The organism is Pseudomonas sp. PDM27 (genome assembly GCF_019219205.1).
Taxonomy (GTDB): Bacteria; Pseudomonadota; Gammaproteobacteria; order Pseudomonadales; family Pseudomonadaceae; genus Aquipseudomonas; species Aquipseudomonas laurylsulfatiphila.
In genome coordinates this window covers 352,661-374,748 of the sequence record NZ_JAHUWF010000005.1, presented here as the reverse complement: position 1 = coordinate 374,748, position 22,088 = coordinate 352,661, and the positions used below count along the sequence as shown (strand labels likewise).

Below are 22,088 nucleotides of genomic sequence, written 5' to 3'. Positions count from 1 at the left end.
AAAAGGGGGAAGCGACGGACAACGGATATTTCCGGAGCGTCTGGTAGTTAACAACAAACTCTCAAAAGGAGAATGAACATGACTGCGCTTAATTTGATTCCCGGCCAACTGAGCCTTGCCCAACTGCGTGATGTCTATCAGCAACCGGTCAAAATCACCCTCGATCACAGTGCTGCAGCGCAGATCGAAGCCAGCGTGGCCTGCGTGGAGCAGATCCTCGCCGAGAACCGCACCGCCTACGGCATCAACACCGGTTTCGGCCTGCTGGCCTCGACCCGCATCGCCAGCGAAGACCTGGAAAACCTGCAGCGCTCGCTGGTGCTGTCCCACGCCGCCGGTGTCGGCCAGCCGATCAGCGACGAGCTGGTACGCTTGATCATGGTGCTCAAGGTCAACAGCCTGAGCCGTGGTTTCTCCGGCATCCGCCGTGTGGTGATCGACGCGCTGATCGCCCTGATCAACGCCGAGGTGTACCCGCACATTCCCCTGAAAGGTTCGGTCGGTGCTTCCGGTGACCTCGCGCCTCTGGCCCACATGTCGCTGGTGCTGTTGGGTGAAGGCAAGGCACGCTACAAGGGCGAGTGGATGGAAGCCACCGAAGCGCTGAAAGTCGCCGGCCTGACCCCGCTGACCCTGGCCGCGAAAGAAGGCCTGGCGCTGCTCAACGGCACTCAGGTGTCCACCGCGTTCGCCCTGCGTGGCCTGTTCGAAGGTGAAGACCTGTTCGCCGGTGCCCTGGCACTGGGCGGCCTGACCGTGGAAGCGGTACTGGGCTCGCGCTCGCCGTTCGATGCTCGCATCCATGCGGCCCGTGGCCAGAAAGGTCAGATCGACGCGGCCGCCGCTTATCGCGATCTGCTGGGCGAGCGCAGCGAAGTCTCCGACTCCCACGAGAACTGCGAGAAGGTCCAGGACCCGTACTCCCTGCGTTGCCAGCCACAAGTCATGGGCGCCTGCCTGACCCAGTTCCGTCAGGCCGCCGAAGTGCTGGCGATCGAAGCCAATGCCGTATCCGACAACCCGTTGGTGTTCGCTGCCGAAGGTGACGTGATTTCCGGCGGTAACTTCCACGCCGAACCGGTGGCCATGGCCGCCGACAACATGGCCCTGGCCATCGCCGAAATCGGCTCGCTGAGCGAGCGTCGCATCTCGCTGATGATGGACAAGCACATGTCGCAACTGCCGCCGTTCCTGGTGGCCAACGGCGGCGTGAACTCCGGCTTCATGATCGCCCAGGTGACCGCCGCGGCACTGGCCAGCGAAAACAAGGCGTTGTCCCATCCGCACTCGGTGGACAGCCTGCCGACCTCCGCCAACCAGGAAGACCACGTGTCCATGGCGCCGGCGGCTGGCAAGCGTCTGTGGGAAATGGCCGAGAATACCCGTGGCATTCTCGCCGTGGAATGGCTGGCCGCGGTTCAGGGCCTTGACCTGCGCAACGGCCTGAAGACTTCGCCGAAGCTGGAAAAGGCCCGCGCCATCCTGCGCAACGAAGTGCCGTTCTATGAGAAGGACCGCTTCTTCGCGCCGGACATCAATGCCGCGACCGAGTTGTTGGCCTCGCGCTGCCTGAACGAGTTGGTTTCGGCGAAGTTGCTGCCGAGCCTGTAAGGGCTCCAATGTAGGAGCTGCCGCAGGCTGCGATCTTTTGATCTTGCTTTTAAAAGATCGCAGCCTCGTTGCACTCGACAGTTCCTGCAGGAGGCGATTCGATTTTGCGTCGAATAACAATAATTAAGGACGAGCAATGCAACAGCCAGCAAAGGGTTTGAAACGCGGGCTCTCTGCCCGACATATTCGCTTCATGGCGCTGGGGTCGGCAATCGGCACCGGGCTGTTTTACGGTTCTGCCTCGGCCATTCAAATGGCCGGGCCTGCGGTGCTGCTCGCGTACCTGATTGGTGGCGCGGCGGTGTTCATGGTCATGCGCGCCCTCGGTGAGATGGCTGTGCACAATCCCGTGGCCGGCTCTTTCGGCCAGTACGCCAGCACCTATCTCGGACCGATGGCGGGCTTCATCCTCGGTTGGACCTACGCATTCGAAATGGTCATCGTCGGCATGGCCGACGTCACTGCATTCGGTATCTACATGGGCTTCTGGTTCCCGGAGGTTTCCCGCTGGATCTGGGTGCTGGGCATCGTCTCGGTGGTAGGCGGCCTGAACCTGTGCAACGTCAAGGTCTTCGGTGAAATGGAGTTCTGGCTGTCGCTGCTCAAGGTCGCGGCCATTGTCGCGATGATCCTGGGTGGCTTCGGCATCATGTTGTTCGGCATCAGCACGGCGCCCGGCGCCCAGGCGACCGACATCAGCAATCTCTGGAGCCATGGCGGCTTCATGCCCAATGGCGTGGGCGGTCTGATCGCTTCGTTCGCGGTGGTGATGTTCGCGTTCGGCGGGATCGAAATCATCGGTGTGACCGCCGGTGAAGCCAAGGACCCGCAGCATGTGCTGCCCCGGGCGATCAATGCCGTGCCGTTGCGCATCCTGTTGTTCTACGTCCTGACGATGCTGGTGCTGATGTCGATCTTTCCATGGCAGCAGATCGGCAGCCAGGGCAGTCCGTTCGTGCAGATTTTCGACAATCTGGGCATCAGCTCGGCGGCGACCATCCTCAATATCGTGGTGATCTCGGCGGCGATCTCGGCCATCAACAGTGACATCTTCGGTGCTGGCCGCATGATGTACGGCCTGGCTCAGCAGGGCCACGCACCCAAGGGCTTCGCGCGGTTGTCGCGCAACGGCGTGCCATGGATGACCGTTGTGGTGATGAGCGCCGCGCTGTTGCTGGGCGTGTTGCTGAACTACCTGATCCCGGAAAACGTGTTTCTGCTGATCGCCTCCATCGCGACCTTTGCCACGGTTTGGGTCTGGCTGATGATTCTGTTTACCCAGGTGGCCATGCGTCGTTCCATGAGCGCCGAGCAGGTCGCACAATTGAAATTCCCGGTACCGTTCTGGCCTTATGCACCGATAGCGGCGATTGCCTTCATGCTGTTCGTCTTCGGCGTGTTGGGCTACTTCCCGGACACCCAGGCGGCCCTGATAGTCGGCGTGGTGTGGATCGTGCTGCTGGTGCTGGCCTACCTGACCTGGGTGAAACCGGCGGCAGGCCAGGCAGCCCTGGTGACACCGGACCCGACTTTTTCTCATCGATAACCTAACGGAGGCCAAGGATGAAAACGCTCTGGCAACACTGTCACGTCGCAACCATGGCGCAAGGCGTCTACTCGATCATCGAGGATGCGGCCATCGTGACGTCAGGTGCGCTCATTGAGTGGATCGGCCCGCGCGCTGAACTGCCGGCGGGGGATTACCCGGCCGTCAATGATCTCGAAGGCGCCTGGGTCACCCCGGGACTGATCGACTGCCACACCCACACGGTGTTCGGCGGTAACCGCAGCGGTGAATTCGAAAAGCGCCTGCAAGGCGTCAGCTACGCGGAAATCGCCGCCAGCGGTGGTGGTATCGCCAGTACCGTGCGCGCCACCCGCGCGGCCAGCGAAGACGAACTGTTCGCCAGTGCCGCCAAGCGCCTGAAAAGCCTGATGCGCGATGGCGTCACCAGTATCGAAATCAAGTCCGGCTACGGCCTGGACCTGGCCAACGAGCGCAAGATGCTGCGTGTGGCCCGTCGCCTCGGTGCCGAACTGCCCGTCAGCGTGCGCAGCACTTGTCTGGCCGCTCACGCCTTGCCGCCGGAATACACCGATCGCGCCGACGATTACATCGATCACATCTGCGCCGACATGCTCCCGGCCTTGGCGGCCGAAGGGCTGGTCGACGCGGTGGATGCATTCTGTGAATACCTGGCGTTCTCGCCAGCGCAGGTCGAGCGCGTATTCATCACCGCACGGGAACTGGGCTTGCCGGTGAAGCTGCACGCCGAGCAATTGTCGTCGCTGCACGGCTCGAGCCTGGCAGCGCGTTACCACGCGTTGTCCGCCGATCACCTGGAGTTCATGACCGAAGACGACGCCATCGCCATGGCCGAGTCCGGTACCGTCGCGGTGTTGTTGCCCGGGGCCTTTTACTTCCTGCGCGAAACCCAATTGCCGCCGATGGATGCCCTGCGCAAGCACGGCGTGAAAATCGCCATCGCCAGCGACCTCAACCCGGGCACTTCACCGGGACTGTCGTTGCGCCTGATGCTGAACATGGCCTGCACCTGCTTCCGCATGACCCCGGAAGAGGCCTTGGCGGGTGCCACGATTCACGCCGCTACCGCGCTGGGCATGGCCGATACCCACGGCTCGCTGGAAGCCGGCAAGGTCGCGGATTTCGTCGCCTGGCAAATCGATCGTCCGGCCGACCTGTCGTACTGGCTGGGCGGCGACCTGGAAAAACGCGTCGTGCGCCACGGCGTCGAGACAAATCTGTAGGAGAGCCGTTGTGGATAAGGTACTTAACTTCAAACAAGGCCGCGTACCGCTGCTGATCAGCATGCCCCACGCTGGCGTACGTCTGACGCCTGCGGTCGAGGCTGGATTGATCCCCGACGCGAAAAGCCTGCCGGACACCGACTGGCACATTCCGCAGTTGTATGACTTCGCCGCTGAACTGGGCGCCAGCACCCTGGCCGCCGAATACTCGCGCTTCGTCATCGACCTGAACCGGCCGTCCGACGACAAACCTTTGTACGTCGGCGCCACCACGGGCCTGTACCCGGCGACGCTGTTCGACGGTATCCCGTTATTCCGTGAAGGGCTGGAGCCTTCGAAAGAGGAGCGCGCAACCTATCTGGAACAAATCTGGACGCCGTACCACAGCACCCTGCAGCAGGAACTGGCGCGACTGAAGGCTGAGTTCGGCTACGCGCTGCTGTTCGACGCACACTCGATCCGCTCGATCATCCCGCACCTGTTCGACGGCAAACTGCCGGACTTCAACCTCGGCACCTTCAATGGCGCCAGTTGCGATCCTCAGCTGGCGACCCGACTGGAAGCGATCTGCGCGCGCCACGACAATTACACCCACGTGTTGAACGGACGCTTCAAGGGCGGCCACATCACCCGCCATTACGGCAACCCGGGCGAGAACATCCACGCTGTGCAACTGGAACTCGGGCAGTGCACATATATGGAAGAGTTCGAGCCGTTCCGTTATCGCGCCGATCTGGCGGAGCCGACGCAGGTGGTGCTCAAGGAGTTGCTGCAAGGGCTGCTGGCCTGGGGCGAGAAGCACTACAACGCTTAATGCTTGGTATATAACCCTGTGGGAGCGAGCTTGCTCGCGATAGCTGTCTGTCAGTTACATCTATGTCGACTGATCCACCGTCATCGCGAGCAAGCTCGCTCCCACAGGTATGTGTTTATCTTGAAAGCGCGCCGGGACAGTCGCCACCGTGCAAAACACGGTCGCCACAGGTCGCTTTTACCGCTCGTCTGCTGCGTATTGTTCTGGCCACGGTGCACAAAGACACCAGCCCGACAATAATCCGCTGCCGCACGAGAATGCTCTCTATGACAAGCCCCAAAGGTCGGTTCGCCCGCTGTCTCTCAATCCTCTGCGGCACCGCTTTCCTGAGCACCAGCGTCCTTGCCGCTGACGATCCCTCCTGCAAGACCGTGCGCATGGGCGTGGTCAACTGGACCGACGTGATTGCCACCAGCGGCATGGCCGATGTGCTGCTCAATGGTCTGGGCTACGAAAGCAGGCAAACCAGCGCCGTGCAGCAAATCATCTTTGCCGGCATCCGTGACAAGCGCCTCGACATCTTCCTCGGTTACTGGAAACCGGCGATGGATAAGAACATCGCGCCGTTCGTGGCGGCCAATCAGGTCAAGGTCATGGACAAACCGAGTCTGGCCGATGCGCAGGCGACTCTCGCAGTGCCTGACTACGTCGCGGCTGCGGGCCTGAAAACCTTCGCCGACATCGCCAGGTTCAAAGACCAGCTCGGCGGCAAGATCTACGGCATCGAGCCGGGTAGCGGTGCCAACACCACGATCAAGACGATGATCGAGACCAATCACTTCGGCCTGAAGGACTTCAAACTGATCGAGTCCGGTGAGGCCGGGATGCTCGCTGCAGTGCAGCGGGCGGTGAATCGCAAGGAGTTCGTGGTGTTCGTCGGCTGGACCCCGCACCCGATGAACATCAACATGAAGATCGACTACCTGACCGGCAGCGAAGACGTGTACGGGCCGAACGAAGGTGCGGCGACCGTATCCACCGTCACCGCCCCGGATTACGCCCAGCGCTGCCCGAACGTCAATCGGTTGCTGGAGAACCTGACCTTCACCGCTGCCCAGGAAAGCCAGCTGATGGTACCGATCATGGAGCGCCAGACGGCTCAGGATGTCGCCAGAAAATGGCTGCGTGACCATCCCGCGGATCTGCAGCGCTGGCTGGCAGGTGTCAGCAGTTTCGATGGCAAGGACGGCGTAGCGACGGTTCAGGCCAGCCTGAAGAACTGACCCCCGTCTGATTTGTGCAAGACCTGTGGGAGCGAGCCTGCTCGCGAAGACGGTCTGACAGTCAACATTGATGTTGGATGTGCCGGCCTCTTCGCGAGCAGGCTCGCTCCCACAGGGTGGGTCCCACACATTTCCCTGAACGGGCATCCGGCTCATGGCTTCTTACCCGCTTTCCAGACAGATGACGGCATTCGTCGAGAAAACCGTCAGTTTCAACAGCACCGACAGCAGCCTCGCCGGATTGCGCCTGGCCTACAGCGAGATGTGCCGGGCGTTTACTCCGGCACGTCCCGCCGGGTTGTATGTGGTCGACTTCGTGTTGTCCGGCGTTGCCGTCCGTTCCTATCAGCCACCGGCCAGCAGTACGTCGTGCATCGTTTACTTGCATGGTGGCGGCTGGGTGGTGGGGGACCTGGACTCCCACGACTTCATCTGCGCCGAATTGGCATCGACTCTCGGTGTGTTGGTGATCGCCGTCGATTATCGCCGGGCACCGGAGCATCCGTTCCCCGCCGCGTTCGATGATTGCCTGAAGGTCTGGCGAGCACTGCGCACCGGGCCGTTTCAACTCGATCCGGAGCGCACGCTGGTGGCCGGTGACAGCGCCGGCGGCAATCTCGCTGCCGCGTTGTGCCTGGCATTGCGCGATGCCGGCGAGCCGTTGCCGTGCGCGCAGGTTCTGATCTATCCGGGGTTGGGCGGCGATCACCGGCTGCCATCGCGCAGTGAGTGCGTCGACGCGCCGTTACTCAGCAGCAGTGACGTCGATTGCTATCACGCCCTTTACCTGCGTGGCACCCGCCAGCCGAGCGCCTACGCCATGCCATTGCTCGCCACGGATTTCAGGGGATTGCCACCGGCCTGGATCGCCGTGGCGCAATTCGACCCGTTGCGTGATGACGGTGTGCAGTATGCCGAGCGACTGAATGCTGCGGGCGGTGCTGCCACGCTGTATGTCGGTGAGGGTCTGGTTCATGGCTGTTTGCGGGCCCGCGGGCAGGTGGCCGAGGTCGATGAGCTGTACCAGACCCTGTTCGGATACCTGGCGGCAAAACTCTGACTCCGCAGGGGCATGCTCATTGACGTAATTCGGGTTTATGATGCCGGACGGCAGAATAATAGAAGTCCCCCCAGGGATGACCTCGACCCCATACGGAGTGCGCAATGCAGACTTTGTACCCGCAGATCAAACCCTACGCCCGGCACGATCTGGCCGTCGACGAGACCCACACGCTGTATGTCGACGAAAGCGGTTCACCGGAAGGTTTGCCGGTGGTGTTCATCCACGGCGGCCCCGGTGCCGGATGTGATGCCCAGAGTCGTTGCTTCTTCGATCCCAACCTGTATCGCATTGTCACTTTCGATCAGCGCGGCTGCGGTCGCTCCACTCCCCACGCCAGCCTGGAAAACAACACCACCTGGGATCTGGTCGCCGACCTGGAGCGGATTCGCCAGCACCTGGGCATCGACAAATGGGTGCTGTTTGGCGGCTCCTGGGGTTCGACCCTGGCGCTGGCCTATGCGCAAACCCATCCTGAGCGCGTACACGGTCTGATCCTGCGCGGGATTTTTCTGTGCCGTCCGCAGGAAATCGAATGGTTCTATCAGGCTGGCGCGAGCCGTCTGTTCCCCGATTACTGGCAGGACTACATCGCGCCGATCCCGCTGGACGAGCGCGGCGATTTGCTCACCGCGTTCCACAAGCGTCTGGTCGGCAACGACCAGATTGCCCAGATGCACGCGGCCAAGGCCTGGTCCACCTGGGAGGGCCGTACTGCGACCCTGCGTCCGAACCCGCTGGTGGTCGATCGCTTCTCCGAGCCACAGCGTGCCTTGTCGATTGCCCGCATCGAATGCCACTACTTCAGCAACCACGCCTTCCTGGAACCGAACCAGTTGATCCGCGACATGGGCAAGATCGCCCATTTGCCCGGCGTGATCATCCATGGCCGCTATGACGTGATCTGCCCGCTGGATAACGCCTGGGAATTGCATCAAGCCTGGCCGAACAGCGAACTGCAGGTCATCCGCGATGCCGGTCATGCCGCTTCCGAACCGGGCATCACCGACGCGCTGGTCCGCGCCGCCGATCAGATGGCCCGGCGTCTGCTCGACCTGGCGCCTGACGAGGCATGAAGGGTCTGCTGCAACGGGTGCGTGGCGCACGAGTCGAGGTTGCCGGCGAAGTCGTGGGTGCCGTTGATCAGGGATTGCTGGTCCTGGTGGCCGTTGAGCCAGACGATACGCGGGCCAGCGCCGACAAACTTCTTAATAAACTGCTTAACTATCGGGTGTTCAGTGACGCTGAGGGCAAGATGAATCTGTCCTTGGCGGATGTGGGCGGCGGGCTGCTGCTGGTCTCTCAGTTCACCCTGGCTGCCGATACCCGAAGCGGGCTGCGTCCGGGTTTCTCGACTGCGGCCCCTCCGGCCCTGGGTGAGGAACTGTTCGACTATCTATTAAGCAAAGCGAAACAGGTGCATGGCACTGTGGCATCAGGTAGATTCGGCGCGGATATGCAGGTGCACTTGGTCAATGATGGCCCGGTAACCTTCCTGTTACAGACCTGAAAGTGCTTGAAACAAGTTTTTACGCTCATTTCGACTGAAAACAGGGCTTTATCGCGATAAATACTTTGTTACCCCTGATGCGTTGTAACGCGGCCTACTAGATAATCGCGCGCTACGGGGATCAGCGTTCGTTGGTCCATTTTGACTTAGGTAGAGACTTGTCTGGATCCGATTGGGGAATCATTTCGCCCCAGCGGAGTCGGAACAATGCTCGCCAACTTGGCAAGAGTGGTTTGCAAGGGCGGTTTTTTCATACCGTACACCGTGCAGACCCTTTAACTGGCCGTTGGTTTTTTGATCTGTTTTCGGCGAGGGTTGCTCGTGATTGTTAGTCCCTGTAACGCACCAAAATTGTCTGCCAAACGGTTACGCAGCGCCCTGGTAGCGGGCTCTGCACTGCTCTGCCTGCTCAGCGCCGGCCAGCTTTGGGCATTCAGTCTGGATGATGTGTCGGCCAAGGCAAAAGAGCTGGCCGCGCAGAAATACGAAGCGCCGCGCAGTAACCTGCCGAACGAGTTCCGCGACATGAAGTTCGCGGACTATCAGAAAATTCGTTTTCTGACGGAAAAAGCCGAATGGGCGGATCAGAAGACGCCGTTCAAGCTGTCCTTCTACCACCAGGGCATGCATTTCGATACGCCGGTGAAAATCAACGAAATCACCGCGAACACCGTCGAAGAGATCAAATACGACCCGAGTCGTTTCGACTTCGGCGACATGCAGTTCGATCCGAAGGCCACCGAACAGCTGGGTTATGCCGGTTTCCGTGTGCTGTACCCGATCAACAAGGCCGACAAGCAAGACGAAATCATGACCATGCTCGGCGCGAGCTACTTCCGCGTCGTCGGCAAGGGGCACGTCTATGGCTTGTCCGCTCGCGGCATGGCCATCGATACCGCCTTGCCGTCCGGCGAAGAATTCCCGCGTTTTCGCGAGTTCTGGATTCAACAGCCCAAGCCGGGCGACAAGCACCTGGTGATCTTCGCCCTGCTGGACTCTCCGCGTGCCACCGGCGCCTATCGCCTGACCCTGCGTCCGGGCAGCGACACCATCGTCGACGTAAAGGCCCAGATGTTCCTGCGTGACAAGGTCGGCAAGCTGGGCATCGCCCCGTTGACCAGCATGTTCCTGTTCGGTGCCAACCAGCCGTCGAAAGTACTGAACTACCGCCGCGAACTGCACGACTCCAGCGGCCTGGCGATCCATGCCGGCAACGGCGAGTGGATCTGGCGTCCGCTGAACAATCCGAAACACCTGGCGGTGAGCAACTTCAGCGTGGAAAACCCGCGCGGGTTCGGTCTGCTGCAACGTGGCCGCGACTTCAGCCACTACGAAGACCTCGACGACCGCTACGACAAGCGCCCAAGCGCCTGGATCGAGCCGAAGGGTGACTGGGGCAAGGGCACCGTCGACCTGGTCGAGATTCCGACCGCCGACGAAACCAACGACAACATCGTGGCCTTCTGGAATCCGGAAAAATTGCCGGAACCTGGCCAGCCGCTCGATGTCGCTTATCGTATGCACTGGACCATGGACGAAGCGGCGATTCACGCGCCGGACAGCGCCTGGGTCAAGCAGACCCTGCGTTCGACCGGTGACGTCAAGCAGTCCAACCTGATTCGTCAGCCGGACGGCAGCGTTGCCTATCTGGTGGACTTCGAAGGCCCGTCCCTGGCGGCGTTGCCGGCCGATTCCGAGGTTCGCAGCCAGGTCAGCGTCGGCGACAACGCCGAGCTGGTGGAAAACAGCGTTCGCTACAACCCTGAAACCAAGGGCTGGCGCCTGACCCTGCGGATGAAGATCAAGGACCCGGGCAAGGCCACCGAGATGCGTGCGGCGCTGGTGCAGAACATCGTGCCGGCAGACCTGGCCAAGACCTCGATTCCGTCGTCCAACTCGTCGGTTGCCAAGGCCGACAAGGTTGCCGCCAAGCAACAAGAGAAAGCCGACAAGGAAGCCAAGCAAGCGGAGGCCAAGCAGGCTGAAGCGAAGCCTGTTGCAGATGCCAAGGACAAGGCCAATAAAGACGCCAAGCAGCCAGTCGCTGCCGACGCGGCCCCAGCCACACCGGAATCGGCGCCGACTGAAGAAGTCCTGACCGAGACCTGGAGCTATCAGTTGCCTGCCGATGAGTAACTCTCAAGTACGGCCAGAAACTCTTTCCGAGTATCTGGCGCATCTGCCGATGACCGACGAGCAGCGCGCGGAACTCGCGGGCTGCCAGTCTTTCAGCGAATTGCACGAACGCCTGTCGTCTTCGACGTTCGACGCCCCGACCGAAGCCGCCCAGGCTTCGGTCGGCAAACGCCTGACCCTGAGCACTGCCGAAGAACTGCAGGACGCGGAAATGCTGGTGCTCGACGCCAACGGCCGGGTCTGCCTCAAGGCGACCCCGCCGATCCGGCGGACCAAGGTCGTGCCGGAGCCGTGGCGCACCAACATTCTGGTGCGTGGCTGGCGGCGGATGACCGGTCGTACCAACCCGCCGAAGCCGCCGAAGGACGAGCGTGTACTGCCGGCTGCGCGCTGGCGTACCGTCGGTTCGATCCGTCGCTACATTCTGTTGCTGCTGATGCTCGGCCAGACCATCGTCGCCGGCTGGTACATGAAAGGCATCATGCCGTACCAGGGCTGGTCGTTCGTCGACCTCAACGAAGTGCTGCACCAACCGCTGCTGCAAACCGCCACGCAAGTGCTGCCTTACGCCTTGCAGACCAGCATCCTGATCCTGTTCGGGATTCTGTTCTGCTGGGTATCGGCCGGTTTCTGGACCGCGCTGATGGGCTTCCTCGAATTGCTGACTGGCCACGATAAATACCGTATCTCCGGTAAAAGTGCCGGTAACGAGGCGATTCCAAAGGATGCGCGTACCGCACTGGTGATGCCGATCTGCAACGAAGACGTGCCTCGGGTATTCGCCGGCCTGCGGGCGACCTTCGAGTCGGTTGCGGCCACGGGTGACCTGGACCGCTTCGACTTCTTCGTCCTCAGCGACAGTAACGACGCCGATATCTGCGTGGCCGAGCAACAGGCCTGGCTGGACGTCTGCCGCGAAGCCGGTGGCTTCGGCAAGATCTTCTATCGCCGCCGTCGCCGTCGCGTAAAACGCAAGAGCGGCAACCTCGACGACTTCTGCCGTCGCTGGGGTGGTGACTACAAGTACATGGTCGTACTCGACGCCGACTCCGTGATGAGCGGTGAGTGCCTGACCAGTCTGGTGCGCCTGATGGAAGCCACGCCGGACGCCGGGATCATCCAGACCGCGCCACGGGCGTCGGGCATGGACACCCTGTATGCGCGCATGCAGCAGTTCGCCACTCGCGTGTATGGCCCGCTGTTCACCGCCGGCCTGCACTTCTGGCAACTGGGCGAGTCGCACTACTGGGGCCACAACGCGATCATCCGCATGAAGCCGTTCATCGATCACTGCGCCTTGGCGCCGTTGCCCGGTAAAGGCGCGTTCTCCGGTTCGATCCTGTCCCACGACTTCGTTGAAGCCGCGCTGATGCGCCGTGCCGGTTGGGGCGTGTGGATTGCCTACGACTTGCCGGGCAGCTATGAAGAACTGCCGCCGAACCTGCTGGACGAACTCAAGCGTGACCGTCGCTGGTGCCACGGCAACCTGATGAACTTCCGCCTGTTCCTGGTAAAAGGCATGCACCCGGTGCACCGCGCGGTGTTCCTGACCGGCGTGATGTCCTACCTGTCGGCGCCGTTGTGGTTCTTCTTCCTGGTGCTGTCGACCGCGCTGCTGGCGGTCAACACGCTAATGGAGCCGCAATACTTCCTCGAACCGCGCCAGCTCTATCCGCTGTGGCCACAATGGCACCCGGACAAGGCGATTGCGCTGTTCTCGACCACCATCGTGTTGCTGTTCCTGCCGAAGTTGCTGAGCATCATCCTGATCTGGGCCAAGGGCGCGAAAGAGTTCGGCGGCAAGTTCAAGGTGACCCTGTCGATGCTGCTGGAGATGCTGTTCTCCATGCTGCTGGCGCCGGTGCGGATGATTTTCCACACCCGTTTCGTCCTCGCCGCGTTCCTCGGCTGGGCCGCGACCTGGAACTCGCCGCAGCGTGACGACGACTCCACGCCGTGGAGCGAAGCGATCAAGCGCCACGGTCCGCAAACCCTGCTGGGCTTCTTCTGGGCCATGCTGGTGATCTGGCTGAACCCGAGCTTCCTGTGGTGGCTGGTGCCAATCGTCGGTTCGTTGATGCTGTCGATCCCGGTGTCGGTGATCTCCAGCCGCGTCGGCCTGGGCCTGAAGTCCCGTGACGAGAGCCTGTTCCTGATCCCTGAGGAATACAATCCGCCGCAGGCCTTGCTGGCCACCGACCAGTACACCCATGAAAACCGCTGGCACGCGCTGAACGACGGCTTCGTCCGTTCGGTGGTCGATCCACAGCAGAACGCCCTGGCGTGCTCGCTGGCGACCTCGCGGCACAATCAGGCTGAGCCGATTGAGTGGTTGCGGATCGAGCGGGTGCGACACGCGATGAAGGTTGGACCTGAAGGCCTGACCAACAACGAGCGTGTGCAACTGTTGAGCGACCCGGTGGCCTTGGCTCGCTTGCATGAGCAGGTCTGGAGCGAAGGGCATGCCGAGTGGCTGGGCGCATGGCGCAAGTCGGTCCAGGCCGACCCCCATGCACCGTTGCTGCCGCTCAAGCCGATGAGCGAACAGCCTCAGTTGGCATGATAAAAAAACCCGCGAAAGCGGGTTTTTTTATGGTTTGAAGTTGGTTCTTGAGCTTGCACCAGATTCTGTAACGGCGGTGTCTGGTCAATCGCTTTCGCGGGCAAGCCCGCTCCCACAGGGTTCAAGGTGAGGCACACATTGTGTGAACACCGAAAATACCTGTGGGAGCGGGCTTGCCCGCGAAGACATCACCTCGGTCCTGAGTGAACCGAGGTCTGCAGATCACCTCAAACCCTGAACTTGCCCACCAGCATCTGCAGATGCGTCCCCAGTCGTGCCAGCTCAACGCTGGAGGCTGCGGTTTCTTCACTGGCTGCCGAGGTCTGGTCCGACACATCCCGCACGTTCAGCACGCTGCGGTTGATCTCTTCGGCCACGGCGCTTTGCTGTTCGGCGGCAGCGGCGATCTGCTGGTTCATCGCCTGAATCGCCGAGACGGTGCGGGTGATGCTTTCCAGTGAGCCACCGGCGCGGCGGGTCAGTTCGACACTGCTGTCGGTCAGGGTGCGGCTGTTGTCCATGATGGTCGCCACTTGCTGCGTGCCGTTTTGCAGGCCGACGATCAGCTCTTCGATCTCTTCGGTGGATTTCTGGGTGCGCTGGGCCAGGCTGCGGACTTCGTCTGCGACCACGGCAAACCCACGTCCTGCTTCACCGGCACGGGCTGCTTCAATCGCGGCGTTGAGCGCCAGCAGGTTGGTTTGCTGGGCCACGGACTTGATCACGTCGAGCACGCTGCCGATCTTGTCGCTTTCGCGCTTGAGTTCGCCCATGGCCTCGGTGGAGTGGCCGACTTCCGCGGCCAGGCGCTCGATCTGGGCGATGGCTTCACCCACCACTTTGTCGCCCTCGCGGGCCTGCTGGTCGGCGGCGACGGCCGCTTCGGAGGCCTCTTCGGCGTTGCGCGCCACTTCCTGCACGGTGGCGGCCATTTCATTCATGGCCGTCGCGACCTGATCGGTCTCGACTTTCTGGCTGTTGACCCCGGCGCTGGTCTGCTCGGTGACCGCCGACAGCTCTTCAGCGGCGCTGGCGATCTGCGTGACGCCATCGCTGATGCCGCCGATCAGTTCGCGCAGGCCCTGGGTCATGCTCTGCATGGCGCGTTGCAACTGGCCGAGTTCGTCGCGACGCTGCGACGTCAGGTTGTGGGTCAGGTCGCCGCTGGCAACGCGTTCAGCGACGGCCAGGGTCTGGTTCAACGGAATGATGATCTGCCGGGTGATGGCCCAGGCGGCCAGCAGGCCGAAGGCGATGGCCAGAACGGTGGCGAGGGTCAGCATGTTCTTGGCGTGGGCGGCGTCGCTGTCACGCACGACGGTTTGCGAGACGGTGAGTTTCTGGCTCATGTCCAACAGGATCTCGCCTTGGGCGGACATGCGTACCAGGGCCTTGGCGCTGGCCACCTGGGAGTCGCGGAACTGGCTGACGGCGGCACGATAGGCCTTGAGTGAGTCAGTCGCCTGTTGCAGGTTGGCGATGTGTTCTTCAGGCAGTTTGGCCGGCAGGCTCTCGAGGTTCTTCAGGGCGTTGTCGATCGCGTCGAAGGCTGGCTGTTCGGCTTCGCTCTTGCCGCTGTAGGTGTAGCCGCGAACCTGGAAGCGCGCCTGCTGAATCAGTTTGCTCAGGTCGATCACGCTATTGAATGCTGCGACGCTGTCACCTTGCAGCAAGGATTTTTCCACTTCGGCGACGCGGGCCACGGCGTTATCGGCGGTGGCGCCGAGTTTGCTGCGGGCATCTTCACGCTGGGCACCCGCCTGGGTCATGTCGTTGAAGGCACGACGGTATTCGGCGACAGCGGCCAGTTGTTGATCGACCATGGCCGTGTCAGCCGGTTGTTCGATCAGGCCGCGGGCGGTCTGCAGGCCGCTTTCGAGTTTGCCCAGCAGATCGTTGACGGCGCCGGGGCCTTGTTCCCCGCGACGCATCTCGTAATCCAGGCGTGCAATGCGCAGGTCCTTGGTCAGGTCGTTGAGGCTGGCGATGAACCCCAGTTTATCCCCACGGCTGGTGACGCCGCTCAGGCCGCTCCAACCGGTGAAGGTGATCAGCAGGGTCAGTAACAGCACCAGGCCGAAGCCGATCCCCAGCTTGCGTTTGACGCTGACGTTTCCCAGATTCTCGGCTAGCCATTGGTACATGCTGAATCTCCCCGGACCACAATTTGGTTTTATGGGGACTGTATCGGCGGCGCACAGAGATTCTGTAGGAGCTGCCGAAGGCTGCGATCTTTTGATCTTTAAAAGCAAAATCAAAAGATCGCAGCCTTCGGCAGCTCCTACAGGGGGGCAGTGTTAGAACAGGCGGGCCAGTAGCGCGGTCACGGCGGTTTCAACGCGCAGGATGCGCTCGCCCAGTTGCACCGGTTGCAGGCCGGATTTGCCCAGCAGGTCGATTTCGTAGGGAATCCAGCCACCCTCGGGGCCGATGGCCAGGGTCACCGGTTCGCTGAGTGCGCGAGGGCAGGGCGGGTAATTGCCGGGGTGCCCCACCAGACCGAGGGTGCCGTCGGTGATCGCCGGCAAACGGTCCTCGACGAACGGCTTGAAGCGCTTCTCGATGACGACTTCCGGCAGCACGCTGTCCCGGGCCTGCTCGAGGCCGAGGATCAATTGCTCGCGAATGGCCTCGGGCTCCAGGAAGGGGGTCTGCCAGAAGCTCTTCTCGACGCGATAGCTGTTGACCAGCACGATACGTGGCACACCCATGGCCGCCACGGTCTGGAACACCCTGCGCAGCATCTTGGGGCGTGGCAGGGCCAATACCAGGGTCAACGGCAGCTTGGCCGGGGGCGGCTGGTCGAGGGTGACGCGCAATTCCGCTTCGTCGGCGTCCAGGCGCAACACTTCGGCCGAACCCATCAGCCCGCCGATCCGCCCGACGCGCATGCTGTCGCCCACTTCACAGCGGTGGACTTCCTGCATGTGCGTCAGCCGGCGATCACGCAGGATCGCCCGGTCGGCCGCAATGAAGTCGGCCTCTTCCAGGAGCAGCAGGTTCACGCTTGGGTCGCTGGAGGCTGGTCGTTGTGATCGTCAGCCGGTTGGTCTTCCGGATGGTCGCCACGCTTGCTGATCAGGCTGCCGAACAGGATGCCGATCTCGAACAACAGCCACATCGGCACGGCCAGCAGGGTCTGCGAGAAGATGTCCGGTGGCGTCAGGATCATGCCGACCACGAAGCAGCCGATGATCACGTACGGGCGGATCTTCTTCAGGTATTTGACGTCGACCACACCGATCCACACCAGCAGCACCACGGCCACCGGGATTTCGAACGCCACGCCAAAGGCAAAGAACAGCGTCATGACGAAATCGAGGTAGCTGGTGATGTCGGTCATCATTTCCACACCGGCCGGGGTGGCGGCGGCGAAGAACTTGAAGATCAGCGGGAACACCAGGAAGTAGGCGAAGGCCATGCCGGCGTAGAACAGAAAGATGCTGGAGACCAGCAAGGGCACGGCTATACGCTTTTCATGCTTGTACAGGCCCGGGGCGATGAAGCCCCAGATCTGGTGCAGGATCACCGGAATCGCCAGGAACAGCGAGACCATCATCGTCAGCTTCAGCGGCGTCAGGAACGGCGACGACACGTCAGTGGCAATCATCGTCGCGCCGGCGGGCAGGTACGCACGCAGCGGAGTCGAGACGAAGGTGTAGATCTGCTGGGTAAAGGCAAACAGGCCGGCGAAGATGATGAAAATCGCCGCTACGCAGCGCAGCAGTCGGGTACGCAACTCGGTGAGGTGCGAAACCAGCGGCATGTGCTGGTCGTTTTCTGGGAGATCGCTCATGGGGCTCGCGGCGGCAGTGTTGGGTCATGAGGGGCTGGCGCAACAGGCGCAGCGGGTTCAACCGGAGCGGCTGCAACAACGGGCGCAGGTTCGACAGGCGCTACAACGGGAGCAGGTGTCGAGTCGACAGTAGCGGCAGGCGCTTGAATCGTCTGCGCACCCACATGCTCGACCGGCGTCGGCTCCTGCTGGGTCGGCGTGAAGATTTTCCGCGCCTCCTGCTCAAGCGACAGGATGTGTTCGTTGTGCAGTTGCCGACGAATCTCGTCGGCACCGATTTCACGCTCAACTTCCTGTTTGATTGCGTTGAAGCTGCGCTTCAGGCGCCCGACCCACAGGCCAGCGGTGCGCGCAGCGCCCGGCAAGCGCTCGGGGCCCAGCACCAGCAGGGCAACGAGGCCGACGAGCAGCAGTTCAGAGAAGCTGATACCAAACATTAGTCTGCGCTCACACGTCTTTGCGGATCGGCTCTTCGACTTTCTGTGCCTGCACGTCGATGGTGTGCGGCTGGTTCACAGTGGTCTGTGGCTGTACCGGCGGAACCGGTTGGGCCGGGGTCGCATTCGGGTCGGCCGGTTTTTCGTCGTCGTTCATGGCTTTCTTGAAACCCTTGATCGATTCGCCGACGTCGGTGCCGAGGTTTTTCAGTTTCTTGGTGCCAAATACCAGGACCACGACAACCAGGATGACGATCCAGTGTTTCCAGTCAAAAATGCCCATGCTGCTGCTCCTCTCTAATAGTTATTCAGGCGGACGGGCGCGAGGCTTTCTCGGCGTGTCCGGAGAGACCGAAACGACGGTCCAGTTCATCGAGTACAGCCTGTGGATGCTGCCCCAATTGGGCGAGCATGACCATGCTGTGGAACCACAAATCGGCGGTTTCGTAGATCACATCGCTGCAGTCGCCGCTGACGGCGGCGTCCTTGGCGGCAATGATGGTCTCGACCGACTCTTCGCCGACTTTTTCCAGAATCTTGTTCAAGCCCTTGTGGTACAGGCTGGCGACATACGAGCTGTCGGCGGCGGCGCCTTTGCGCTCTTCCAGTACCTCGGCGAGGCGGGTGAGAGTGTCACTCATGTTTGTGCCCTGCGGAATAGATGGCATGCGGATCTTTCAGGACCGGGTCGACCGCTGTCCAGTCGCCGTTCTCGTAAACGCGGTAGAAGCAGCTCTGGCGGCCGGTATGACAGGCGATGTCGCCGATCTGCTCGACCATCAGGATGATGACATCGGCGTCACAGTCCAGGCGCATCTCGTGCAGGGTTTGCACGTGGCCGGACTCTTCGCCCTTGCGCCACAGCTTGCCACGGGAGCGCGACCAGTAGATGGCGCGGTTCTCGGCAGCGGTCAGTTCCAGTGCTTCGCGGTTCATCCAGGCCATCATCAGGACGCGCCCGGTCTTGTGATCCTGGGCAATCGCCGGCACGAGGCCATCGGCGTCCCACTTGATCTCGTCCAGCCAGTTTTTCATCTTTGACTCCGACAGCGGGCTCGACACTTCAATAGTCGAGCTCAGGCGTTGAAACAGTGTGCCAGTCGTTCACACAACTGGCTATCGGCGCACGACCAGATACAAACCGACCGCCATCATGATGCCGGCCGGCCAGTAATCCAACTGATTCAGAGGACCGCCAGCGGCAAGGATGGCGCCACCGGCCAGGTGCGCCGTGCCGAGCAGGCGCAGGAACCAGTCGTCCCGGCGTCGATGCCACGCGGGCGGCGGGTCGTAGGCGTGGGGCTGGGACATGCGTTCGAGCAGGTCGCGGGCCATGTTCGCCAGGTGCGGGATCTGTTCGAACTGGCTCTGCACGTTGCCGAGCAGGGCTTTGGGGCTGACCCGTTCGCGCATCCAGCGCTCGAGGAACGGCTGCGCGGTGTTCCACAGGTCGAGGTCCGGGTACAGCTGGCGGCCCAGGCCTTCGATGTTCAACAAGGTTTTTTGCAGCAGGACCAACTGCGGTTGAACCTCCATGTTGAAGCGCCGAGCGGTCTGGAACAGGCGCATCAGCACCTGACCGAAGGAAATATCCTTTAACGGTTTTTCGAAGATCGGCTCGCAGACGGTACGGATCGCCGCTTCGAATTCGTTGAGCTTGGTTTCCGCCGGCACCCAGCCCGAATCGATGTGCAACTGCGCCACGCGACGGTAATCGCGCTTGAAGAAGGCGAACAGGTTGCGCGCCAGGTAATCCTGGTCTTCCGGGGTCAGGCTGCCGACGATGCCGCAGTCGATCGCAATGTACTGCGGGCTCCACGGATTCACGGTGCTGACGAAGATGTTGCCGGGGTGCATGTCGGCGTGGAAGAAGCTGTCGCGGAACACCTGGGTGAAGAAAATCTCCACGCCACGCTCGGCGAGCATTTTCATGTCGGTGCGCTGGTCGGCCAGGGTCGCCAGATCGGTGACCTGGATACCGTAGATGCGCTCCATCACCAGTACTTTCGGCCGGCACCAGTCCCAATAGACTTGCGGCACGTACAGCAGCGGCGAGCCGTCGAAGTTGCGCTTCAACTGGCTGGCGTTGGCCGCCTCGCGCAGCAGGTCGAGTTCGTCGTAGATGGTTTTTTCATAATCGCTGACCACGTCCACCGGGTGCAGCAGGCGTGCATCGGCGGAGAGTTTTTCGGCGGCGCGGGCGAGGATGAACAGCCACGCCAGGTCCTGGGCGATCACCGGTTTGAGGCCGGGGCGGATCACCTTGACCACCACTTCTTCGCCGGTTTTCAGTTGCGCGGCATGCACCTGCGCCACCGAAGCCGAGGCCAGCGGCTCGACATCGAAACGGCTGAACACGTCGCTGATTTTCTTGCCCAGCTGTTCTTCGATCAGTTTGACCGACACTTGCGAGTCGAACGGCGGCACGCGGTCCTGCAGCTTCATCAGCTCATCGGCGATGTCTTCTGGCAGCAGGTCGCGGCGAGTGGACAGGATCTGCCCGAACTTGATGAAGATCGGCCCCAGGTCCTGCAACGCCAGGCGCAGGCGCGCACCACGGCTCAGGTCCAGGGTCTTGCGCGGGAACCAGCGCCACGGCAACGCGTAACGCAGCGCTCGCAGAAACCACGGCAGTGGCAGGGCGAACAACAGGTCATCGAGGCGGTAGCGGATCACGACGCGCTGGATGCGCAACAAACGGCGGACGGCAAGCAGCTTCATGCGTTATCGCTTGGGTCGAGGGATCGGGAAAGGCGCTCGAAACGCGCCTCGAGACGTTCCAGATCGAGCTTGATCTGGTCCAGTTCACTGAATCGGGCTTCGGCTTCGCGCTGACCGACAAGGGTGCGCGATTCTTCGGCCAGGTATTCGCCCAGGTTCTGGCCCAGGCTGGCAAAGCCTTGCTGGTACCAGCGGGCGCGACTGCGCAGGTGGCCGCCGACCAGTTGCGTGGCGACCGGGCCGAGCCAGCGCGAGAGCTCGTACTCCCAGTCCAGCTCCAGGTCCTGGAGGATCGCCGCCAGTTCCAGCAGCACGCCGCTGTCGCCGTCGAGTTCGACTTCAGGGGCGTGCAGGACGGAGGTCTTGTCCTTGCTCATGGCCAGTTTCAACAGGCTCGAAGCCGGTGCACGCAAGGTGCAGTCGGCGCCGGTTTCCCACTGGGAGGCGAGCATCAGGCCTTCGTCGCTGGGCAGGATGAACAGGTGCAGCGCCGGGCTGCGGCAATCGACGGCAATCACTTTGCCGGTCAGATGCGCCAGCCGCGGCAGCGCCGTGCTGTCGAGGCGCAGCACCCGGTTCAGGCCGAGTTCAACGCTGGCGAGCAGGCCGGCGAGCAGCATCAGGGCTTGATGCCGCGGTGCAGGGCAACGATGCCTGCGGTCATGTTGTGATAGGTCACGCGGTCGAAACCGGCCTCGACCATCATCGACTTCAGGGTTTCCTGGTTCGGGTGCATGCGGATCGATTCGGCCAGGTAGCGATAGCTTTCAGAGTCGTTGGTGATCAGCTTGCCCATCAACGGCATGAAGGCGAACGAGTAGGCGTCATAGGCCTTGGACATCAGCGCGTTGGTCGGCTTGGAGAACTCCAGCACCAGCAAACGGCCACCCGGTTTGAGCACGCGCAGCATCGAGCGCAGGGCGTCTTCCTTGTGGGTCACGTTGCGCAGGCCGAAGGCGATGGTCACGCAGTCGAAATGGTTGTCCGGGAACGGCAGTTTTTCCGCATCGGCCTGGACGAATTCGACGTTGCCGGCCACACCCAGGTCCAGCAGGCGATCACGACCGACCTTGAGCATGGATTCGTTGATGTCGGCCAGTACGACCTGGCCGGTCGGGCCTACCAGGTGCGAGAACTTCCTGGTCAGGTCGCCGGTGCCACCGGCGATGTCGAGCACGCGATTGCCGGCACGAACGCCCGACAGCTCGATCGCGAAACGCTTCCACAGACGGTGCATGCCGCCCGACAGAAGGTCGTTCATCAGGTCGTACTTGGCGGCTACCGAGTGGAAAACCTCAGCGACTTTTTCCGCTTTCTGGCTTTCCGGAACGTTTTTGAAGCCGAAGTGAGTGGTGGGTTCGGCATCGCTGCCTTTGCGCTGATCAGTCATATCGCTGTCACCAAAAGAGAATGCGCGACATTCTAATCCCCAAGGCATGCTTTGTCTT

Annotated in this window: 20 protein-coding genes and 1 pseudogene; 10 read left to right on the top strand and 11 right to left on the bottom strand. The window is 61.8% G+C overall.

The genetic code is table 11. From position 1 onward, the window contains the following. The first annotated feature begins 78 nt into the window (after positions 1-78). From hutH to mdoH, 10 genes are all read left to right on the top strand, one after another. Positions 79-1,611, top strand: coding sequence for a histidine ammonia-lyase (hutH, locus tag KW838_RS13850; protein ID WP_007975546.1), 1,533 nt, complete (start codon positions 79-81; stop codon positions 1,609-1,611). 136 nt (positions 1,612-1,747) lie between these two features. Next, positions 1,748-3,157: an amino acid permease gene (locus tag KW838_RS13845; protein WP_218501346.1), complete on the top strand. Its 1,410-nt coding sequence runs from the start codon at positions 1,748-1,750 to the stop codon at positions 3,155-3,157. A 17-nt stretch (positions 3,158-3,174) separates the two neighbouring features. Continuing rightward, the gene (gene hutI / locus KW838_RS13840; protein WP_218501345.1) at positions 3,175-4,380 is read left to right on the top strand and encodes an imidazolonepropionase; all 1,206 of its coding nucleotides are present in this window, start codon (positions 3,175-3,177) and stop codon (positions 4,378-4,380) included. A gap of 10 nt (positions 4,381-4,390) precedes the next feature. Next, positions 4,391-5,194 carry an N-formylglutamate deformylase gene (hutG, locus tag KW838_RS13835; protein ID WP_218501344.1) on the top strand — a complete coding sequence of 268 codons (804 nt, stop codon included), beginning with the start codon at positions 4,391-4,393 and terminating at the stop codon, positions 5,192-5,194. Positions 5,195-5,460: 266 nt separating this feature from the next. Beyond that, entirely contained in the window at positions 5,461-6,417 is a 957-nt protein-coding gene (locus tag KW838_RS13830; protein ID WP_218501343.1) for a choline ABC transporter substrate-binding protein, read from the top strand. A 154-nt stretch (positions 6,418-6,571) separates the two neighbouring features. Then, complete coding sequence (locus KW838_RS13825; protein ID WP_218501342.1) at positions 6,572-7,477, top strand: alpha/beta hydrolase; 906 nt, start codon at positions 6,572-6,574, stop codon at positions 7,475-7,477. Positions 7,478-7,581: 104 nt separating this feature from the next. Further along, positions 7,582-8,553 (top strand): prolyl aminopeptidase, encoded by a 972-nt coding sequence (pip, locus tag KW838_RS13820; protein WP_095964593.1) that lies wholly within the window; start codon positions 7,582-7,584, stop codon positions 8,551-8,553. Further along, entirely contained in the window at positions 8,550-8,987 is a 438-nt protein-coding gene (gene dtd / locus KW838_RS13815) for a D-aminoacyl-tRNA deacylase (RefSeq protein ID WP_015093112.1), read from the top strand. Before pip ends, dtd begins: the two co-directional genes overlap by 4 nt. 321 nt (positions 8,988-9,308) lie before the next feature. Continuing rightward, positions 9,309-11,123: a glucan biosynthesis protein G gene (locus KW838_RS13810; RefSeq protein ID WP_102698551.1), complete on the top strand. Its 1,815-nt coding sequence runs from the start codon at positions 9,309-9,311 to the stop codon at positions 11,121-11,123. After that, positions 11,116-13,686, top strand: a complete 2,571-nt coding sequence (gene mdoH, locus KW838_RS13805; protein WP_102698552.1) for a glucans biosynthesis glucosyltransferase MdoH — start codon at positions 11,116-11,118, stop codon at positions 13,684-13,686. Before KW838_RS13810 ends, mdoH begins: the two co-directional genes overlap by 8 nt. Before the next feature lie 227 nt (positions 13,687-13,913). Here mdoH and KW838_RS29915 read toward each other — a convergent pair whose 3' ends face one another. The 11 genes and pseudogenes from KW838_RS29915 to ubiE all read right to left on the bottom strand — a co-directional run bounded on the left by KW838_RS29915 (position 13,914) and on the right by ubiE (position 22,030). Beyond that, positions 13,914-14,627, bottom strand: coding sequence for a methyl-accepting chemotaxis protein (locus KW838_RS29915; protein ID WP_371317841.1), 714 nt, complete (start codon positions 14,625-14,627; stop codon positions 13,914-13,916). Positions 14,628-14,768: 141 nt separating this feature from the next. Then, positions 14,769-15,830, bottom strand: a pseudogene (locus KW838_RS29910) (methyl-accepting chemotaxis protein); the annotation flags it as partial. Positions 15,831-15,983: 153 nt separating this feature from the next. After that, complete coding sequence (locus KW838_RS13795; protein WP_015093117.1) at positions 15,984-16,691, bottom strand: 16S rRNA (uracil(1498)-N(3))-methyltransferase; 708 nt, start codon at positions 16,689-16,691, stop codon at positions 15,984-15,986. Next, positions 16,688-17,482 (bottom strand): twin-arginine translocase subunit TatC, encoded by a 795-nt coding sequence (gene tatC / locus KW838_RS13790; protein WP_057712372.1) that lies wholly within the window; start codon positions 17,480-17,482, stop codon positions 16,688-16,690. The genes KW838_RS13795 and tatC overlap by 4 nt, the downstream gene beginning before the upstream one ends. Further along, positions 17,479-17,919: a Sec-independent protein translocase protein TatB gene (gene tatB, locus KW838_RS13785; protein ID WP_007975561.1), complete on the bottom strand. Its 441-nt coding sequence runs from the start codon at positions 17,917-17,919 to the stop codon at positions 17,479-17,481. The genes tatC and tatB overlap by 4 nt, the downstream gene beginning before the upstream one ends. 10 nt (positions 17,920-17,929) lie before the next feature. Then, the gene (locus tag KW838_RS13780; RefSeq protein ID WP_102698555.1) at positions 17,930-18,202 is read right to left on the bottom strand and encodes a twin-arginine translocase TatA/TatE family subunit; all 273 of its coding nucleotides are present in this window, start codon (positions 18,200-18,202) and stop codon (positions 17,930-17,932) included. A 25-nt stretch (positions 18,203-18,227) separates the two neighbouring features. Next, positions 18,228-18,560, bottom strand: a complete 333-nt coding sequence (locus KW838_RS13775; protein WP_007975564.1) for a phosphoribosyl-ATP diphosphatase — start codon at positions 18,558-18,560, stop codon at positions 18,228-18,230. Next, complete coding sequence (gene hisI / locus KW838_RS13770) at positions 18,553-18,954, bottom strand: phosphoribosyl-AMP cyclohydrolase (protein WP_218501340.1); 402 nt, start codon at positions 18,952-18,954, stop codon at positions 18,553-18,555. Before hisI ends, KW838_RS13775 begins: the two co-directional genes overlap by 8 nt. Positions 18,955-19,035: 81 nt before the next feature. Continuing rightward, positions 19,036-20,640, bottom strand: coding sequence for a ubiquinone biosynthesis regulatory protein kinase UbiB (gene ubiB, locus KW838_RS13765; protein WP_102698557.1), 1,605 nt, complete (start codon positions 20,638-20,640; stop codon positions 19,036-19,038). After that, positions 20,637-21,260 (bottom strand): SCP2 domain-containing protein, encoded by a 624-nt coding sequence (locus KW838_RS13760; protein ID WP_015093123.1) that lies wholly within the window; start codon positions 21,258-21,260, stop codon positions 20,637-20,639. The genes ubiB and KW838_RS13760 overlap by 4 nt, the downstream gene beginning before the upstream one ends. Further along, positions 21,260-22,030 (bottom strand): bifunctional demethylmenaquinone methyltransferase/2-methoxy-6-polyprenyl-1,4-benzoquinol methylase UbiE, encoded by a 771-nt coding sequence (gene ubiE / locus KW838_RS13755; RefSeq protein WP_007975568.1) that lies wholly within the window; start codon positions 22,028-22,030, stop codon positions 21,260-21,262. Before ubiE ends, KW838_RS13760 begins: the two co-directional genes overlap by 1 nt. Positions 22,031-22,088: the final 58 nt, after the last annotated feature.

What these genes read in the sequence shown, in the direction of transcription:
- hutH (WP_007975546.1), top strand. Translation starts at nt 79, where the DNA reads ATGACTGCGCTTAATTTGATTCCCGGCCAACTGAGCCTTGCCCAACTG.
- KW838_RS13845 (WP_218501346.1), top strand. Translation starts at nt 1,748, where the DNA reads ATGCAACAGCCAGCAAAGGGTTTGAAACGCGGGCTCTCTGCCCGACAT.
- hutI (WP_218501345.1), top strand. Translation starts at nt 3,175, where the DNA reads ATGAAAACGCTCTGGCAACACTGTCACGTCGCAACCATGGCGCAAGGC.
- KW838_RS13830 (WP_218501343.1), top strand. Translation starts at nt 5,461, where the DNA reads ATGACAAGCCCCAAAGGTCGGTTCGCCCGCTGTCTCTCAATCCTCTGC.
- KW838_RS13825 (WP_218501342.1), top strand. Translation starts at nt 6,572, where the DNA reads ATGGCTTCTTACCCGCTTTCCAGACAGATGACGGCATTCGTCGAGAAA.
- pip (WP_095964593.1), top strand. Translation starts at nt 7,582, where the DNA reads ATGCAGACTTTGTACCCGCAGATCAAACCCTACGCCCGGCACGATCTG.
- dtd (WP_015093112.1), top strand. Translation starts at nt 8,550, where the DNA reads ATGAAGGGTCTGCTGCAACGGGTGCGTGGCGCACGAGTCGAGGTTGCC.
- mdoH (WP_102698552.1), top strand. Translation starts at nt 11,116, where the DNA reads ATGAGTAACTCTCAAGTACGGCCAGAAACTCTTTCCGAGTATCTGGCG.
- KW838_RS29915 (WP_371317841.1), bottom strand. Translation starts at nt 14,627, where the DNA reads ATGAATGAAATGGCCGCCACCGTGCAGGAAGTGGCGCGCAACGCCGAA.
- tatC (WP_057712372.1), bottom strand. Translation starts at nt 17,482, where the DNA reads ATGAGCGATCTCCCAGAAAACGACCAGCACATGCCGCTGGTTTCGCAC.
- tatB (WP_007975561.1), bottom strand. Translation starts at nt 17,919, where the DNA reads ATGTTTGGTATCAGCTTCTCTGAACTGCTGCTCGTCGGCCTCGTTGCC.
- KW838_RS13780 (WP_102698555.1), bottom strand. Translation starts at nt 18,202, where the DNA reads ATGGGCATTTTTGACTGGAAACACTGGATCGTCATCCTGGTTGTCGTG.
- KW838_RS13775 (WP_007975564.1), bottom strand. Translation starts at nt 18,560, where the DNA reads ATGAGTGACACTCTCACCCGCCTCGCCGAGGTACTGGAAGAGCGCAAA.
- hisI (WP_218501340.1), bottom strand. Translation starts at nt 18,954, where the DNA reads ATGAAAAACTGGCTGGACGAGATCAAGTGGGACGCCGATGGCCTCGTG.
- ubiB (WP_102698557.1), bottom strand. Translation starts at nt 20,640, where the DNA reads ATGAAGCTGCTTGCCGTCCGCCGTTTGTTGCGCATCCAGCGCGTCGTG.
- KW838_RS13760 (WP_015093123.1), bottom strand. Translation starts at nt 21,260, where the DNA reads ATGCTGCTCGCCGGCCTGCTCGCCAGCGTTGAACTCGGCCTGAACCGG.
- ubiE (WP_007975568.1), bottom strand. Translation starts at nt 22,030, where the DNA reads ATGACTGATCAGCGCAAAGGCAGCGATGCCGAACCCACCACTCACTTC.